This window comes from Nocardioides sp. (genome assembly GCF_036401255.1).
Classification (GTDB): domain Bacteria; phylum Actinomycetota; class Actinomycetes; order Propionibacteriales; family Nocardioidaceae; genus Nocardioides.
In genome coordinates this window covers 1-16,182 of sequence record NZ_DASWVI010000141.1, presented here as the reverse complement: position 1 = coordinate 16,182, position 16,182 = coordinate 1, and the positions used below count along the sequence as shown (strand labels likewise).

General features: G+C 71.8%; 13 protein-coding genes. 4 read left to right on the top strand and 9 right to left on the bottom strand.

What is annotated here, in order from left to right; genetic code table 11:
- Window positions 1-37 precede the first annotated feature (37 nt).
- Window positions 38-1,117 (bottom strand): mannose-1-phosphate guanylyltransferase, encoded by a 1,080-nt coding sequence (locus VGD85_RS06330; RefSeq protein ID WP_331062600.1) that lies wholly within the window; start codon window positions 1,115-1,117, stop codon window positions 38-40.
- Between the two features lie 17 nt (window positions 1,118-1,134).
- Here VGD85_RS06330 and VGD85_RS06325 point away from each other — a divergent pair, with 17 nt between their 5' ends.
- The gene (locus VGD85_RS06325; protein WP_331062599.1) at window positions 1,135-1,863 is read left to right on the top strand and encodes a TIGR03089 family protein; all 729 of its coding nucleotides are present in this window, start codon (window positions 1,135-1,137) and stop codon (window positions 1,861-1,863) included.
- A 39-nt stretch (window positions 1,864-1,902) separates the two neighbouring features.
- On the opposite strand, the gene VGD85_RS06320 is transcribed toward VGD85_RS06325, so the two are convergent.
- The 6 genes from VGD85_RS06320 to VGD85_RS06295 form a co-directional block, all read right to left on the bottom strand.
- Window positions 1,903-4,770, bottom strand: coding sequence for an FG-GAP-like repeat-containing protein (locus VGD85_RS06320; RefSeq protein WP_331062598.1), 2,868 nt, complete (start codon window positions 4,768-4,770; stop codon window positions 1,903-1,905).
- Window positions 4,771-5,116: 346 nt separating this feature from the next.
- On the bottom strand, window positions 5,117-5,935 hold the full coding sequence (locus tag VGD85_RS06315) for an ABC transporter ATP-binding protein (protein WP_331062597.1): 819 nt from the start codon (window positions 5,933-5,935) through the stop codon (window positions 5,117-5,119).
- Complete coding sequence (locus VGD85_RS06310; RefSeq protein WP_331062596.1) at window positions 5,932-6,813, bottom strand: ABC transporter permease; 882 nt, start codon at window positions 6,811-6,813, stop codon at window positions 5,932-5,934. The genes VGD85_RS06315 and VGD85_RS06310 overlap by 4 nt, the downstream gene beginning before the upstream one ends.
- On the bottom strand, window positions 6,806-8,836 hold the full coding sequence (locus tag VGD85_RS06305; RefSeq protein WP_331062595.1) for a glycosyltransferase: 2,031 nt from the start codon (window positions 8,834-8,836) through the stop codon (window positions 6,806-6,808). The genes VGD85_RS06310 and VGD85_RS06305 overlap by 8 nt, the downstream gene beginning before the upstream one ends.
- Window positions 8,837-8,962: 126 nt before the next feature.
- The gene (locus VGD85_RS06300) at window positions 8,963-10,018 is read right to left on the bottom strand and encodes an iron-containing alcohol dehydrogenase family protein (protein ID WP_331062594.1); all 1,056 of its coding nucleotides are present in this window, start codon (window positions 10,016-10,018) and stop codon (window positions 8,963-8,965) included.
- A 5-nt stretch (window positions 10,019-10,023) separates the two neighbouring features.
- Window positions 10,024-10,758, bottom strand: coding sequence for a phosphocholine cytidylyltransferase family protein (locus VGD85_RS06295; protein WP_331062593.1), 735 nt, complete (start codon window positions 10,756-10,758; stop codon window positions 10,024-10,026).
- A 237-nt stretch (window positions 10,759-10,995) separates the two neighbouring features.
- Here VGD85_RS06295 and VGD85_RS06290 point away from each other — a divergent pair, with 237 nt between their 5' ends.
- The 3 genes from VGD85_RS06290 to VGD85_RS06280 are packed head-to-tail and all read left to right on the top strand — an operon-like array spanning window position 10,996 to window position 13,974.
- Complete coding sequence (locus VGD85_RS06290) at window positions 10,996-11,292, top strand: DUF6752 domain-containing protein (protein WP_331062592.1); 297 nt, start codon at window positions 10,996-10,998, stop codon at window positions 11,290-11,292.
- Between the two features lie 7 nt (window positions 11,293-11,299).
- A complete protein-coding gene (locus tag VGD85_RS06285; protein ID WP_331062591.1) occupies window positions 11,300-12,412 on the top strand; it encodes a hypothetical protein in 1,113 nt (370 codons plus the stop codon).
- Entirely contained in the window at window positions 12,409-13,974 is a 1,566-nt protein-coding gene (locus VGD85_RS06280) for a LicD family protein (protein ID WP_331062590.1), read from the top strand. The genes VGD85_RS06285 and VGD85_RS06280 overlap by 4 nt, the downstream gene beginning before the upstream one ends.
- A 23-nt stretch (window positions 13,975-13,997) precedes the next feature.
- Here VGD85_RS06280 and VGD85_RS06275 read toward each other — a convergent pair whose 3' ends face one another.
- Both VGD85_RS06275 and VGD85_RS06270 read right to left on the bottom strand, forming a co-directional pair.
- Window positions 13,998-15,113 carry a hypothetical protein gene (locus VGD85_RS06275; protein ID WP_331062589.1) on the bottom strand — a complete coding sequence of 372 codons (1,116 nt, stop codon included), beginning with the start codon at window positions 15,111-15,113 and terminating at the stop codon, window positions 13,998-14,000.
- A gap of 132 nt (window positions 15,114-15,245) precedes the next feature.
- Window positions 15,246-16,182, bottom strand: a 937-nt coding sequence (locus tag VGD85_RS06270) for a hypothetical protein (protein WP_331062588.1), incomplete at its 5' end; no start/stop codon positions are given.

Genomic DNA, 16,182 nt, shown 5'->3' with positions numbered 1-16,182 from the left:
CGAGGAGCACATCCGTCAGGTGCGTGCGGGGACACCCTCAGGTCAGATCGGCCCGACCCTCGGCCTTGAGCGCCTCGACGACCTGCTTGACGTCCTGGGCGCGGGCCCGCGTGGTCACCAGCACGGCGTCCGGGGTGTCGACCACGACCACGTCGTCGAGGCCGACGACGGCCACGACCCGGCCGGACCGGGGCACGACCAGGCCGCTGGCGTCGACCGCGTGCACCATCGCCTGCTCGCCGAGGACCGAGGTCGCCGTGGCGGTGGTGCCGAGCAGCGTCGCCAGCGAGTCGAAGTCGCCGACGTCGTCCCAGTGGAACGCCGAGGGCACGCACGCCACCCGGCCGGCGTCGGCCGCGGGCTCGGCGACGGCGTGGTCGAGCGCGATCTTCGGCAGGCCCGGCCAGAGCTCGTCGAGCCGCCCGCGGTCGGCGGCGATCGCGCGCAGCGCGCCGGCGAACTCGGCGTGCCAGGTCGCCAGCAGGTCGAGCAGCACCGTCGGGCGGACCACGAACATGCCCGCGTTCCAGCGGTAGCGGCCGGTGGCGACGTACTCCGTCGCGACGCGCACCGACGGCTTCTCGACGAACTCGCGGACGGCGGTCGCGGCCGGGTGGCCGGGCAGCGGGTCGCCGAGGTGGATGTAGCCGAACGCCGAGGAGGGGAAGACCGGCTCGATGCCGAGCGTCACCAACCAGTCGTCGCGGGCGACGTCCGCCGCGACCCGCACGGACGCCGCGAACGCGTCGGCGTCGGGGATCACGTGATCGGCCGCGAACGAGCCCATCACCGCGTCGGGGTCCTCGCGCTCCAGCACCGCCGCCGCCAACCCGATGGCCGCCATCGAGTCGCGAGGCGCCGGCTCGGCCAGCACCCGGCCGGGGTCCAGCTGCGACAGCTGGTCGAGGACCGCGGCCCGGTGGGCGCGCCCGGTGACCACGACGAACCGCTCCTCCACCAGCGGCACCAGCCGGTCGTGGGTGCCCTGCAGGAGCGTGCGGCCGGTGCCGGTGAGGTCGTGGAGGAACTTCGGCGAGGAGGAGCGCGACAGCGGCCATAGCCGCGTGCCGGCCCCGCCCGCCGGGATCACGGCCCAGAAGTGCTCGATCGCAGGCATGCTGAGAGGCTATCCAGGTGACGACCTTCGCAGAGGTCCTGGCGCGCCAGCTGCGCGCGGACTCCTCCCGGCCCGTGATCACGTTCTATGACGAGGCGACCGGCGAACGGGTCGAGCTCTCCGTCACGACGTACGCGAACTGGGTGGCCAAGGCCGCCTCGCTGCTCGCCGAGGAGCACGACCTTGAGCGCGGCGCGACGCTGTGCGTCGACCTGCCGACGCACTGGCTCGGGCCGGTGTTCCTGGGCGCGGCCTGGACCGTCGGCCTGGTCGTCACCGGCCCGGACGACGCCGACGACCCCGACGCGGTCGTCTGCGGCCCGACCTCGCTCGAGCGCTGGGCCCGGGTCGCCGCAGACATACCGGTGCTCGCCTGCTCGCTGCTGCCGCTGGGGGTCCGGTTCGCCGATCCCCTGCCGGCGGGTGTCCACGACGTCGGGCTGGAGGTCTGGTCGCAGCCCGACGCGTTCTCGCCGTGGGACCCGCCGACCTCGGACGACCTCGCCACCGGCACGACGTACGGCGCCGCGACCCACGAACAGCTGTGGAGCGCGGCCGCCGCCGGGAGTCTTCTCACCGACGGCGGCCGCCTCCTGTCGGAGGCGAACCCGGCTTCCCCACCAGGTATCGCCACCTTCACCGAGCCGCTCGTTCGCGGCGGCTCGCTGGTCCTGGTCACCCACGCCGGACCGGAGCGTCTCGAGGCGATCCACACCGCCGAGCGCGCCACGGCCCGCTTCCCTTGATCGCGGACGACCAGCCAGTCCTCTCCTCTCGGCGCCGGGCTAGCCGGCCAGGTCGTAGGCCCCCATCCCCTCGGCGAGGAACCGGCGCGGCTTGAAGCCGGTCGCCGTCCCCTGCAGCAGCCACAGGTCGCCCGTGGCCCTCTCGCGCACGATCAGGTCCGAGTGCCCGGTCAGCGTCACGTCGCTGACCCCGATCACCCAGTCGTACGGCGACAGGTCGAGACCCAGCGACCGGGGCCGGGTCAGCCCGCCCGGTCCGTTGCCCGGGAAGAGCGTGAGCTTCGAGCCGTTGCGGAACAGCGAGTCCGGTGCGCCGTCGCCGTCCCATCGACCCACGGGCACCTGCCGCCCCGCGGCGATCCGCTCGTGGGCGACGTAGCTCGCCTTGAGCCCGGACAACCCGTTGCCCGGGTAGATCCGGATCGCACCGCCGGCGGGCTGCCCCATCAGGTCGGGATAGCCGTCGCCGGTCATGTCCCCGACCGCGGCGAGCAGCCCGACCTTCTTGAAGCCGGTCGCGATCTTGGTGCCGGACGCGAAGTGGCCCGTGCCGTCGCCGCGGCGCAGGTACAGCGCACCGCTGACCTTCGCGCGCGTGATGATGTCGCCGAAGCCGTCGCGGTCCCAGTCGCCGGCGTTGAGGACCAGATTCGCGTTGGACAGGTCGGCGCCGATCGCGATCGGCTTGCCGGTCTCGATCCTTCCGGAGTTGGGGAACGTCAGCAGCCGGGTTCCCTTCCGCACCACGAGGTCGGGGGTCTCGTCGGAGAGGACCTGGGCGGCCCCCGCGAGGCTGCCGGCCGATCGCACCCGGGTGATCGGACCGAACGGCTTGCCGTAGGTGCCCGTGCCGGTCGAGGGAACGACGAAGCCGCTCTTGGAGCTCGCGTCGCGGACGAACAGGTCGGGCCGTCCGTCGCGGGTGAAGTCCCCGATGCCGGTGATCGCCGACCACCGCTGCCACGGGCCGGCCACCTTCACACCCTTGCCGAAGCCGCCCTTGGCCAGGCTCCGGAGCATCCAGAGGGAGCCGGAGCCGTCGCGGGCCAGCAGGTCGGCCCGCCCGTCGCCGGTCACGTCGCCGGCGCCCACCAGCAGGGTGTAGTTGCCCCAGGTCGTGCCGAGCTTCTCGACCTTGAAGGTGCCGTCGCCACGGCCGAGGAACACGTCGAGACGCCCGGCGTCGGGCGACCGCCCGACCAGGTCGTTGCGGTTGTCGCCGTCGAGGTCGCCGACCGCGGTGACGAGGTCGTGGTCGGCGAGAGCGCCGACCTTGGACGTCGCGTTGCCGAACGTGCCGTCCGCCGCTCCGGGCCGTACCTGCGCCGAGCCGTCGGCGCCGCGCACCAGCACGTCGCCGATGCCGTCGCCGGTCAGGTCGGGCGAGACCAGCACCGAGGAGTCGGCCGACAGGCCGGTGAGCGCGGGGACGCCCTTGCCGAACCCGGTGAGGCCGCCGGTCGGGATCACGAAGCCCTGACCGTCGCTGGCTCGGCGGACGATGAGGTCCGGGTACGGCGTCGCGGCGAGGTTGGACTCGAGCTCGCGGCCGGCCCAGCCCCGCTGGGCCTCGGCGGCGAGCTGCCGGATCTGCGGGATCTTGGCGTAGAGGTACTTGCCCGGACATGCGGTCGACGCCGCGTCGCGGTGGCCGTTGATCGCCTCGAAGTACTTCGAGCCCACCCACTGCTTGGGCGAGGAGGCGTCGACGCCGTGCAGGGACAGCTTCCACGCGAACAGCGCGCCGTACGCCTCGACCATCGCCTGCGAGGGCTGCTTGATGTCGTAGTTGCCGATCGCGGACATCGCGAAGGCGTAGTCGTTGTAGTTCAGCGTGTGCGCGCCGACGACCGGCCGGTCGATCCCGCCGTACCGCCCCTCCCAGATCCGGCCGAAGCGGTCGACGAGGAAGTTGTAGCCGATGTCGGACCAGCCGCGCGACTGGGTGTGGTAGGCGTAGATGCTGCGGATGATCCCGGGCACCTCGGCGCGGGAGTAGTCGTTGGCGTTGACCGTGTGGTGCACGAACCCGGCGTGCACCTCGTAGTAGTGCAGGGCGCTCTTCTCGCGCATGCTCTCGTCGGCGCCCCATTGGGCCCGCGAGTAGATCTTCGGACGCGGCGTGAACGTCGCGGCCTGGAGGTCGATCTGGTCGCCGCCGTCGGTGCCCTCCCCCGGGTCGGTCGCGAGGGCGCCCGGCTGCGTGCCGGCCGTGGGGCTCGCGCCGTCCATCGTGTCCGTGTCGAGCGCCGGCTTCTCGACGGCGCTGCGTGCCGCCTTGCCGGGGTCGATCACGGCGAGCCGGAGGTCGGGCGGCAGGGTCCTCGTGGACGAGGCGCGCACCTGCACCTGGTCGACGTCACCGACCAGCAGGGCGTCGGTGCCCGGACGGGCGTGCCGGGCCTCGGCGCTGTCCGGGTCGGGGCCGTGCTCGAGGTCGTACTCGAGGTCCATCCAGTCCGACCAGCTGTCACCGGTGCGGGTGCGGACCGCGAGCTCGATGGCGTCCTCGGCCACCTTCGTGCCCTGCGCCCAGGTGACGCCGACCGCGCCGTACCCGACGACCGCCTCGGGGACGCTGGTGACCTGGGTGCCGCCGAGGGCGCCGGCCTTGGTGCGGCTGCTCACGGCGCGAGGCGCCGCCTTGCTGCCCGCCGGGGCGGTCAGGGAGTACTCCGTGACCGTCGGGTCCACCACCTCGGTGGGGACCTTCGAGGGCGTGGCGCTGGCCCGGGTGTACGCCGCCAGGTCGGCCGCGAGCGGCTCGGTGACCGCGCTCCCGCCTGGGGTGTCGCGGACGACGTCGAGGTTGACGACGCTGGCCGCCGGGGTCAGGGCAGCGAGCACGACACCGAGGGCGAGCAGTTGCTGGCAGGCGGTGACGAAGGTGGTCTTGCTGGGGGGCATCGGAGTACTCCATGTGCGCGGGGAAGTTCACACGTGAAGCAACTTTCACACCAGTCACAGCCCTCGGGAAGAGGAATTGAGTAACTACAATCGTGTAATTTCCACTCGACACGCCGACGGATCCGAGATTTGTCAAGAAATCTCACGGTTGTAGTTTGCGCTGCCTTCCCGACCCGAGCTTGCTCGGGGCGGGAAGACCCAGCAGCCAGGTCGAGTAGGCGCGAGCGGCGTATCGAGACCACGCCGTGACCGGGTCGATACGGCGGTCGCGGCTTCGTTCCTCAGCCGCGCGCCTACTCGACCTGGCTGCAGACTCCGAGCCGCCGCAAGCGGCGTCTCGGGCAGCTCAGATGTCGGACCCGAGCTCGTCGTCGGTGTCCTCGGTGCCGAGCTCGTCGCCGGCACCCTTCTCCGGCTCGTCGTACTTGACGAACCTGATGCCCTCGTCGACGCCGCCGTCGAAGGCGAGGCGGCCCTGCTCGAGCACGATCACCCGGTCGCACATCTTGCGCACCGAGCCGGCGGCATGGCTCACGTAGAACAGCGTGCGTCCGCTGTCGCGGATCTCCTGCATCTTCTGCAGGCACTTCTGCTTGAACGGCTTGTCCCCCACGGCGAGCACCTCGTCGGCGAGGAAGATGTCGGAGTCCACGTGGATAGCGACAGCGAAGCCGAGCCGCGCGAACATGCCCGAGGAGTAGTGGCCGACCGGGGAGTCCAGGAAGCGCCCGATGTCGGCGAACTCCACGATGGAGTCGAACTTGCGCTGGGTCTCGGCCTCGCTCATGCCGAGCACCGCGGCGTTGAGGAAGACGTTCTCCCGGCCCGTGAGCTGGGGGTGGAAGCCCGCGCCGGTCGCGATCAGCCCGGCGATCCGGCCCCGGGTGAGCACGGTGCCGGTGTCGGGGCGCATCACGCCGTTGATCAGCTTGAGCAGCGTGCTCTTGCCGGAGCCGTTGAGCCCCATCAGCCCGATCGACTCGCCCTGCTCGACGGTGAACGAGACGTGGTCGAGCGCGTTGAACTTGCCGCTGATGTCGCGACCCTTCGCCGCGGCGACCGCCATCTGCTTGAGCGTGCGGTGATAGCGCAGCGTGAACGACTTGGTGACGTCGTCGACGACGATCGAGGTGCTGGCGGAGTAGCCGCCGGACGGCGCGCTCACAGCTGCTCCGGGATCCGGTTCTCGAACCGCCGGAAGATCGCCTGCGCGATGACCAGCATCACCAGGGCGATGCCGAGCGCGAGGAATCCGTAGGCGTACAGGTGGTCGGGGATGTGCTGGGCGTGGATGGCCGCGGGATCCTTGGTGCTGCCGACCCAGAACGCCTGCTGGACGAGCAGCACCGCATCAGCGATCGGGTTGAACAGGTAGTACTGCGCGAAGCTGCCGAAGCGCTGGTCGACGAGGCTGTAGGGGTAGATCATCGGCACGGCGAACCGCACGAAGTTCGTCAGGATCGACACGAAGCTGCTGACGTCGCGCAGGAACACGTTGGCGACGCTGAACACCAGGGCGAGCGAGGTGCCGAGCGCGGCGATGATCGCGAGCGCGAGCAGGAAGCCGAGCAGGTAGACCGGGTCGGGCGTCCAGCCCGTCAGCACGACGATGAACGTCAAGATCACCAGCTGCGGCCCCATGTGGTAGAGCGAGACCAGCATCGAGGCCACGGGGAACATCTCGCGCGGCATCGCCATCTTCTGCACCAGCGACCGGTTGCGCACGATCGAGCGGGTGCCCGCGTTGAACGTCTCGATGAAGAACTGCACGACGATCAGGCCGCAGAAGACGTGCACCGCGAACATCTCGGTGCTGCGGCCGATGATCTTGCCCATCACGAACCAGAAGATGAACAGCTGCGAGAGCGGGTTGATGTAGGACCACATCAGCCCGAGGAACGAGCCCTGGTAGCGCGCGCTGACCTCGCGGCGCACCAGCATCCGCAGCAGGTAGCGGCGCCGGAAGACCTCCAGCAGGCCCGCGCTGGGAGAGGGCGGGCTCAGCGGCGCGTCGACGACGTGCAGGCGACCGGCTTCAGTCATCGAGCCCCTCGAACGACGCCTTCCACGCGTCCGGGGAGGCCAGCGTGCCGAGCGCCTCCTTGTAGCGCGCGCTCAGCTCGGGCCACTCCTGGAACAACCGGGCATGCAGGGCCGCGGAACGGCGCGCCTGGTCGGCGAACTGCTTGCGGTCGCGGCGGTACCACGCCGCCTTGGTGCCGTCGGCGGTCGAGACGATCGCCGAGTCGTAGTGGGCCAGCCGGAACCACTTCTGGTCCAGGTGCGGGACCGCGCCCTCGGGGAACTCCGAGGACATCGCCCGCGGCGGCGTCACCTGCCGGACCAGGCCGGTCGCGGCCATCATCAGCTTGCCGGGCATGTTGGTCGGGTTCGGGATGCCCTTGCCCTTGCGCGGCGGCTTCTTCATGCGCGCCGGGGGGAACAGCTCGACGTCGGACTGGGCCCGCGCGTCGTCGTACCGGCCCGACAGCTCCCGCAGGTAGGGCAGCCGCTGGGCGAGGTCACGGTGCATCCGCTCGGGCCCGTCGAGCACGTCGTTGAGCGCGAGCAGGATGATCTCGCCGGTGCCGTACTGCATCGAGACCAGCCGCTTGGCGTGGTTGGCCATGCTCTCGAACGCCAGCCGGCCGCCGTGGTCGTACGGCGAGTGCAGCAGCGCCGAGATCAGCCGGTTGCGCTCGTGGAAGTAGGCCTGCCAGTCGAGCGTGTCGTCCTTCTCGGTCCACGGGACGTGCCACACGGCGGCGCCGGGCAGCGTCACGGTCGGGAACCCGGCCTCGCCGGCGCGCAGGCCGAACTCGGCGTCGTCCCACTTGATGAACATCGGCAGCGAGAGGCCGATCTCCCGGATCACGGCCGTCGGGATCAGCGACATCCACCAGCCGGTGTAGTCGACGTCGATGCGGCGGTGCAGCCACGGCGTCGAGCGCAGCGGCCGGCGGGCCCAGTCGTGGGAGTGCTTGGTCTCCGGCGCGGGGCCCCAGAACCACGTCCACTTCGCCAGCGCCTCGCCGTAGGCGTGCATGACCGTGCGGTCGTAGAGGCTGAACATGTGCCCGCCGACGATCGTGGGCCGGCGCGTGAGGTCCGCGAACGCGACCGCGCGCTTGATGCCCTCGAGCTCGCACACGACGTCGTCGTCGAGGAGCAGGACGTAGTCGGACGCGCCGCGCTGCAGGGACTCGGACATGGCTCGGGAGAAGCCGCCCGACCCGCCGAGGTTGGGCTGGTCGATGATGTGCAGCTTGTCGCCGAGCACGGCCTTGGCCTCGGCGTAGCGGTCGGTGTCGACGACCTTCTGGCTGCCCTGGTCGACGACGTAGATGTCGTCGAGCATCTCCAGCGTGGAGGGGTCGCGCGAGAGCGCGACGAGCTGGTCGCCGCAGAAGTCGGGGCGGTTGAAGGTCGTGATGCCGATGCTGACCCGGCCCACCTGCTGGCGGTCGGTCTCGATCAGCCACTCCGCGCTCTCGAGCACCGCCTCGCCGTCGCCGGCCTCGAGGTCGAACCAGTACCAGCCGCCGTCGATGAACGGCTCGAGCGACAGGTCGCGGGTGATCGTCACCGGCTGGTCGCCCTCGAGCGGGATCGAGTCGGCCCGCAGCACCTGGCCGCGCGCCGTGGAGCGGTAGATGATCAGCGCACCGATGCCGCGGGCGCGGAGCACCAGCCGGACGGTGCGGAACTCCGTCCAGCGGCGCCAGTAGCTCGCCGGGAACGCGTTGAAGTAGGTGCCGAACGTGATCCGGCGCCCCTTCTCGGCGATCGTGTGGTCGTTGTCGTCGATCCGGCCGTAGCCGATCAGGCTCGGATCGGCGGTCGGGGTGCTGTCCGTGGTCTTGGCGGCGAGCTTCTGCGACGCGCGGTCGACGCCAGACTGCCCCGACGACGCGTCGGCGCTGCTCGCGATCGAGGTGACCGGCGCGATGTAGAGCCCGCGTACGTCGAGCTCCTGACTGGCTCGCATGATGGTGCGCTGCACCACCCGGTAGCCGGAGGTCTCGTCGGAGCGTGGCTGGGCCACTGCCTCGGAGGAGTCGCCCACGTTCTCACTCCTGTCGTGTCGCGGCGAAGACGCCGGGAAGACTACCAGCGGGGTTTGCCCGATCCCGCATCCCCCGCGGGGAGTGTGAGGCACCTCGCCCCTTGCTCGACCGGCGTCGCGGACGGCTCAGCCGGCGGCCCGCACCTCGGCGACCGCCGCGACGAACGCGGTCACGCTCGCCCGGGTCCGCTCCTCGTCGAGACCGAGGTGCTCGAGCACCGTGTAGCGGTCCGGGCGGGTCTGCGGGGCGGCCAGCACCGCGGTCACGAGCTCCTCCTCGGAGAGGCCGGCCTCGCCGGGCAGGCAGGGCAGGCCGTGGCGCGTCAGGCACGTGACGATCTGGGCGAACCGCTCGGGCTGGCCGCGCAGGTGGGTGGCGTACGCCGCCCCGAGACCGGCCAGCTCGCCGTGGCTGGCCCGGCCCGGGAACAGCTGGTCGACGGCGTGCAGCACCTCGTGGCACGCGCCGCTGCACGGACGCGACGTACCGGCCACCGACATCGCCATGCCCGAGAGCACCAGCGCCTCCGCGAGCACCACGAGGAACGCCTCGTCGTGGACGGAGTCGGTGCGGTCGATGACGGACTCGGCGGCCAGCCGGGCGAACGCGAGCGCGAGCCCGTCGACCGGCTCGCCGCGCTGTCGGCCCGCCAGCAGCCAGTCCTCGATGGCCGAGAGGTTGCTGATCACGTCGCCGACCCCGGCCGAGACCAGCGGTGCCGGGGCGGCCCGGACGTAGTCGAGGTCGACGATCACCGCGAGCGGCATCGCCACGCCGAAGGAGCCCTTGCCATGCGGGTGGTCCAGCGACGCCACCGGCGAGCAGAGGCCGTCGTGGGCGAGGTTGGTGGCCACCGCGATCATCGGGATGCCAGCCCGGGTGGCGGCGTACTTGGCGACGTCGAGGGTCTTGCCGCCGCCGATGGCCACGACCGCGTCGTAGCCGCGCTCCCCCAGGGCCGCCTGCAGCTCGGTGGCGGCCTTCAGGCTGGCCTCGTGTACGCCGTGCACGGCGGCGCCCGGGAGGGCGCCCTCGATCCGCGCCCAGATCTCCCGTCCCGTGGAGGGCCCGACCGCGACCAGCACGCTGCCCGTCGTGGAGATGTATCGGTCCTGGAGCAGCCGGGGCAGGTCGTCGATCGCCCCTGCTCGGATGTCGAGGTGCAGGGGGCTGGCGAGCATCCGGGCTAGTAGTGGCACGCGATCTCCCGGGCCCGGGCCAGGTCGGCGTGGTCGTCGACCTCCACCCAGGACGTGCCGGCCGGCAGCGGCGCCACCCCGATGAACTCGCCGTGGTCGGCGAGGTGCTGGTAGCCGTCCTCGTAGTAGAGGTGCGGGTCGCGCTCGAAGGTGGCCTGGAGCGCGTCGGCCAGCTTCGGCGCGGCGGCGGCCTCGATGAGCGTGGCGCCGATGTACTCGGCGTACGCCGTCGCGGGGTCCATCAGCTTCGTGATCGAGACGACCCGGCCGTCGGCGTCCACGCGGATCTTCATCTCCTCCTCCGCAAGTCGCTTCTCGGTGTCGACCGCCAGCAGGATCTCGGGACCGCGGGAGGCGAGCAGGGTCTCCTCGACCGCCACCGGGTGCACGGTGTCGCCGTTGACCAGCAGCGCGCCCTCGGCCAGCAGGTCGCGCGCGCACCACAGGGAGTAGGCGTTGTTCCAGATCTCCGCCTTGTCGTTGTGCACCAACTGGAGGGACACGCCGTAGCGGCGCTCGAGGTCGGCGCGCCGCTCCTCCACGGCCTGCGCGGCGTAGCCCACCACGACCGCGACGTCCGTGAGCTCGACCGCGGCGAGGTTGCGCAACGCGATGTCGAGGATGGTGGTGTCACCGTCGACCGGGATCAGCGCCTTGGGCAGGTGGTCGGTGTAGGGGCGCAGCCTGCGCCCTGCTCCGGCTGCGAGCACGATGCCGATCACGTCGGGGCCTCTCTGGGGATCACGTCCTGTTCTGACGAACGTGCTGTGTGGCGAACGCGCACCGCTCCGATGTCGGCGCACGAGGCTCCGGGTCGGGCCCGGTGCGCCGACCAACCTATCGTGGGCGCAGCTGCCCCGGTCATCGCGGCGGCAGGTAGTAGCCTGGCTGACCTCCTGGGCCGGACCGGCGTCGCCGAGCGGATGCCCGGACGACGAACACACGAAAGACGGTGGGACATGTTCGACCTCCCCGGCCGCCTGCGCCGATCTCGTACGTCGGCGCGGCGCAGCCCGGACGACCGCGGCCGGGACTCGCTGAAGGCCCGGGTCGAGGCGCTCGAGGAGGAGATGCAGGAGACGCGTCGCCTGAACCGGCGGCTGGCCGAGCTCATGGATGTCGTCGAGGAGCTCCTGGTGCCGCTCAGCCAGCAGGACCAGGAGCGCGTCGAGGCCTATCTGGACAGCAACACCGTCCGGCTGGACGCCGGCCGCTTCGAGGGTGGCAAGCGCGACGACGACCCCGAGCGGGGGTGACGGACAGGTGGCGAGCAGGGTCTTCCTGCACATCGGTCTGCCCAAGAGCGGCACCACGTTCCTCCAGACGACGATGTGGGCCAACCGGCCCCAGCTGCGGCGCCAGGGCCTGCTGTACCCGGGCCGGGAGCGGCTGGACCACTTCCAGGCCTTCCAGCAGGTCCGCGGGGCCAACCAGAGCGGGGCCGACGCCCGCGCCGGCGCCTGGGACCGGCTCGTCGCGGACCTGCGCGGCTGGGACGGCGCCGGACTGGTGTCCCACGAGTTCTTCTGCATGTCGACCCTCGAGCAGGCCCGCCGGGTCGTCGAGGACCTGCGGCCCGCGCAGGTCGACGTCGTCTTGACCGCTCGTGCCTACTGGCTGCAGTTCCCGGCCATCTGGCAGGAGGCGCTGAAGATGAACTACGACGGCGGCTTCGACCAGTTCATGGCCGAGGCGTTCGCCGGGGAGCGACGCGGCGCCTGGGGCTGGTCCTCCCAGGACCTGCCGGCGATCCTGGGGACCTGGTCCCAGGTCGTGCCCGCCGAGCGGATCCACGTCATCACGGTCCCGCCGCCCGGCTCGCCGCGCGACCTGTTGTGGAACCGATGGGTCTCGACCCTGGGGCTCGACGACAGCGGCTTCGACCTCGGCGTCTCCTATCCCAACGAGTCGCTCGGCGCGGCCCAGGCCGCGCTGCTGCGCCAGGTCAAGCCCTACCTGTCGGGGCCGCTCAGCGACGGACCGACCCGGCACCGCTGGGTACGCCGCTACTTCGGGCACGAGGTGCTCGTCCCGCAGAAGGGTGAGCGGTTCTACCCGAGCGACGACTACCGCGACGAGCTGCGCCGCCGCTCGGCCCAGGCCGTCGAGGCCATCGGCTCGGGCGGCTTCGACGTGGTCGGCGACCTCGACGACCTCCTCACCGAGGCGCCGAGCACCACCGGCCCGCACCCCGACCGGGTCAGCGACGCGGAGATGGTGCAGGTCGCCGCCCGGGCCATCGAGCAGATGATCCGCGACATGCGGGCGATGACGATCGAGCGCAACACGTGGCGCGACCGGGCCCAGGCCCGCCGTACCCCCTCCTCGCTGGGCTCCGTCCGCCGGCTGGCCCGCCGGGTCCGGGGCCGAGGATGAGCGAGGCCGGGCCGGGGACCGGCGAGGCGCTGGTCGTCGACGACGACGCCCTCCGGCTGCCGGCGGGCGTCGACCCCGCACTGACCTACGACGTGCTCCTCAACGGTGGCCACGTGTGGTCGCTGCTGCCGTCGCGGGACGCCGAGACCCGGCGCGGGCACGCGGTCGTGCCGTGGCCCCACGCGCTGCGGCGCTACCTCTCCGGACGCGCCGACGTCGTCCTGCGCGAGCACGCCGCCCAGGTCGTCGTCGCCACCGGGCACCACGTGTTCCGGGGCGACCAGGACCGCGCCGTCGCGGTCACCGACTCCGAGGGCCGCCCGCTGATCCTGGACAAGTACGGCCGGCTGACCCTGCCGTTGTCGGCGGAGGACCCGGCGTCGCTCGTGGTGTTCCTGGACCAGGTCGACGCGCTCCTCCGGGCGATCAGCGAGAAGGCGCACCTGCCGTCGTTCATCTGCTACGGCACCCTGCTGGGCGCGGTGCGCAACGGGCGGTTGATCGGCCACGACAACGACGTGGACATCGCCTACCTCAGCGAGCAGCGCTACCCGGTCGACGTCGTGCGGGAGGGCTTCCAGCTCGAGCGGGTGCTGCGCGAGAACGGGTGGCAGGTGCGCCGCGGCTCCGGCAGCCGGCTCAACGTGCGGCTGGAGCAGGAGGACGGGTCGCACCGGTTCGTGGACGTGTTCACCGCCCATTGGGTCGGCGACCGTCTCTACATGCCCCAGGACACGGGCTTCGACCTCCCCCGCGACCAAGTGCTGCCGCTGACCACGGTGGAGCTGCACGGACGCCCCTTCCCCGCCCCCGCCGGGTACGAGCAGCTGCTCGCCCTGACCTACGGCGCCGGCTGGCGCACCCCGGACCCGTCGTTCAAGTACGAGACCCCACGCTGGCTGGCGCGACGCCTCAACGGCTGGTTCGGCGGCCTGCGCACCAACCGGAAGTACTGGGACGCCTTCTACGCCCGCAACGGACGCGGCCTGCCCGGCCAACCCTCGCTGTTCGCCCGCTGGGTCGCCGAGCACTACCCCTCGGACCGACCGCTGGTCGACCTCGGCGCCGGCAACCTCCGCGACAGCCGGTGGTTCGCCAAGAAGCGCCGGGCCCGGGTGCTCGCCGTGGACTACAGCGGCGGCGCGATGCGCCTGGGGCGCAAGCCCCAGCGGCGGATCCACCGCGAGCTGGTCAACCTCAACGACATCCGGCACGTGCTCTCCCTCGGGGTCCGGCTGAGCCGGACGCCGCAGCCGGTCGATCTCTACGGCCGGTTCCTCCTGAACACGCTCGATCCCGACGGCCTGGGCAACGTGTTCCGGCTCGCGTCGATGTCGCTGCGGCGGGGCGGCCACCTGTTCCTGGAGTTCCGCACCGTCGAGGACCGCGGCCGGCGCAAGGCCTACCCCAACGAGAAGCGGACCTTCCTCGAGCCGGACGACGTGGTGCGCCTGATCGAGGATGCCGGGGGGCGGGTGGAGTTCCGCCAGACCGGGCTCGGGCTCGCGCCGTACCAGGACGAGGACCCGCACGTGTGCCGGATCGTCGCCGCCTGGAGCTGAGGACCGGACCGGACCGGACCGGGTCAGCCTCGGCGGTGCCGCAGGTCGCCGACCAGGCGGCCCAGCCGGTGCAGGCGGCCCCCGGGCGGGGGCATCGGGACCTCGGCGCGGATCGTGCGGCGCTGCTCGGCGCGCTGGACGAGCAGGGCCGCGATGGCCTGGGCGTACGCCGCGCGTTCCGCGCCGCGGCCGACGTCGTCGGGAGCGCGGTAGGGACCCTGGGGCTCCCGCGGGACCAGGTCGCCGAGGTCGCCGTGGACGACGTAGCCGCGCTCGCGGATCGTCTCGTTGCGCTCCTCGGCGAGGACGCGCAGCCGTGCCACCAGCTCCGGCGGGCACTGCGGGCGGGGCGAGCGCTGCTCGGCGAGGACCCGCTCGGCGAACTGGGACTTCACCACTCGGGCGTACTGCGGGTGCCTGATCCGGCCGGCCAGCGCCTCGTTGACCTTGCGCAGCACCTGGATCTGGGCGACGCCGAGGCTGGTGTTGGCGGCCTGCGTCGACGCGGCCGCGTCGATGTCGGTGGTGTCGAGGTCGAGGGCCTCGGCGAAGCGGCGCCAGAGCACCGTGGGGTCGGCCGAGGACTGTGGGGCGGTGACGACGTGGACATGGTCCGCGGGCAGGCCACGGGCCCACCGGCCGAGGATGCCGACGGGGTCCTGGTTGCGCCAGAAGCCGTTCTCGAAGTTGCCCTTGTCGAGCTGGCGGACCAGGCGGCGCTCGAACTTGGCGAACGAGCGGGCACTGCCGTTCTTGACGCGCTCCTGCCACTCCGAGGTCACCTGGCGGGCCAGGTCGCGTGCGGTGAGCACGAGGTGGACGTCGAGGCCCTCGAGCTCGGCGTAGGCGCGCTCGACCTGCCCCGGGCTCGCGCCGCCGAGGACCTCATGGCTCATGATCATGACGCCGTCGTGCTCGCGCGCCTGCCGGCACACCTCGTTCCAGCGGCCGGCGAGCTCCTCGGGGTCGTAGCCCCAGAAGTTGTGCGACTCGCGCAGCTCCACCGCGGCCAGGAACATGTCGGTCTGTCGGTGGCCGGCGCAGCGGAACCCTTGGGCCCTCAGCGCCTCCTGGTTGTCCCACAGGACCCGTTGGAGGAACGTCGTCCCGCTCTTCGGCGTCCCGACGTGGAGGACCACCCGACGCGACGGTCTGCCCAACGAGGCCTCACTCTTCGTGCCGAGAACGGTAGGGATCCCGCCACGGCTGCCGGGCGGGGCTGGCAGCCCACGATACAGGGGCCGGGCCGGAGGCCCGAGCCAGCCTGGGGCTCAGCCTCCAGGCGGCGTGGCGACCGTCGCCGTCGGCTGGAGCTCGAAGTCGACCATCAGTGGCCGGTGGTCGGACGAGGTGCCCCGCAGGATCTTCAGCTGGGTGGGGGTCACCGCCTTGCGCGGCAGGTAGTAGACGTAGTCGATGAGCCGGGTGTCGTTGCCAGACGGCAGCGTGTGCGTGCCGGAGCTCGGCTCGCGGATCGTCTCGTACGTCGCGCGCAGGCCGACCTCGCCGAACATGCTGTAGGGGAAGATCTTGGGCGCGAGCACCCGGTCGCGGCGGAAGTTCACGTTGAGGTCGCCGGTGACGAACACCAGTCCCCAGTTCTTCGCGGTGATCTCGCTGACCATCGTCTGCACCCCGCGCAGGTGCTTGCGCAGCAGCTTCAGCCGCTCGGGGGCCCGCCGGTTGGGGCCGCCGGACTTGGCCTGCACGCTCGGGACGGTGTGGTTGTTCAGCACGAACAGCGGCCGCCCGGACTGCAGGTCGGTGAGGCGCACCCAGTTGATGTACTTGGCGTTGATGGTCGAGGGGCCCGCGCCGACCTTGCCGACGTACGTCGGTTCGGTGACCTGCACCGAGCCGGAGTCCTTGAGCTCGAAGCGGTCGGCGCGGTAGAGCACCGGAGTCTCCCCCGGCACCGCCGGCCCCGGCATGTTCGCCGCCCACACGCAGCCGTCGCAGTCGATGTAGGTCTCGCGGATCGCCCGGCGCTTCTCGGGGTTGGCGAGCTCCTGGAGGGCGATCACGTCGGGGTCGCGGGCCATCAGCCGGGCGAGGTCCGACATCGCGGTGTCGACGTCGAGCTTGGCCTCGGCGTTGTAGGTGATGATCCGCAGCGGCGAGGTCGTCGACGTGGCGTCACCGTCGCGGCCGGCGCCGCCGGCCACGCCGGCGCCGGCGGTCGCGAGGCACACGGCCAGTGCCGCCGCG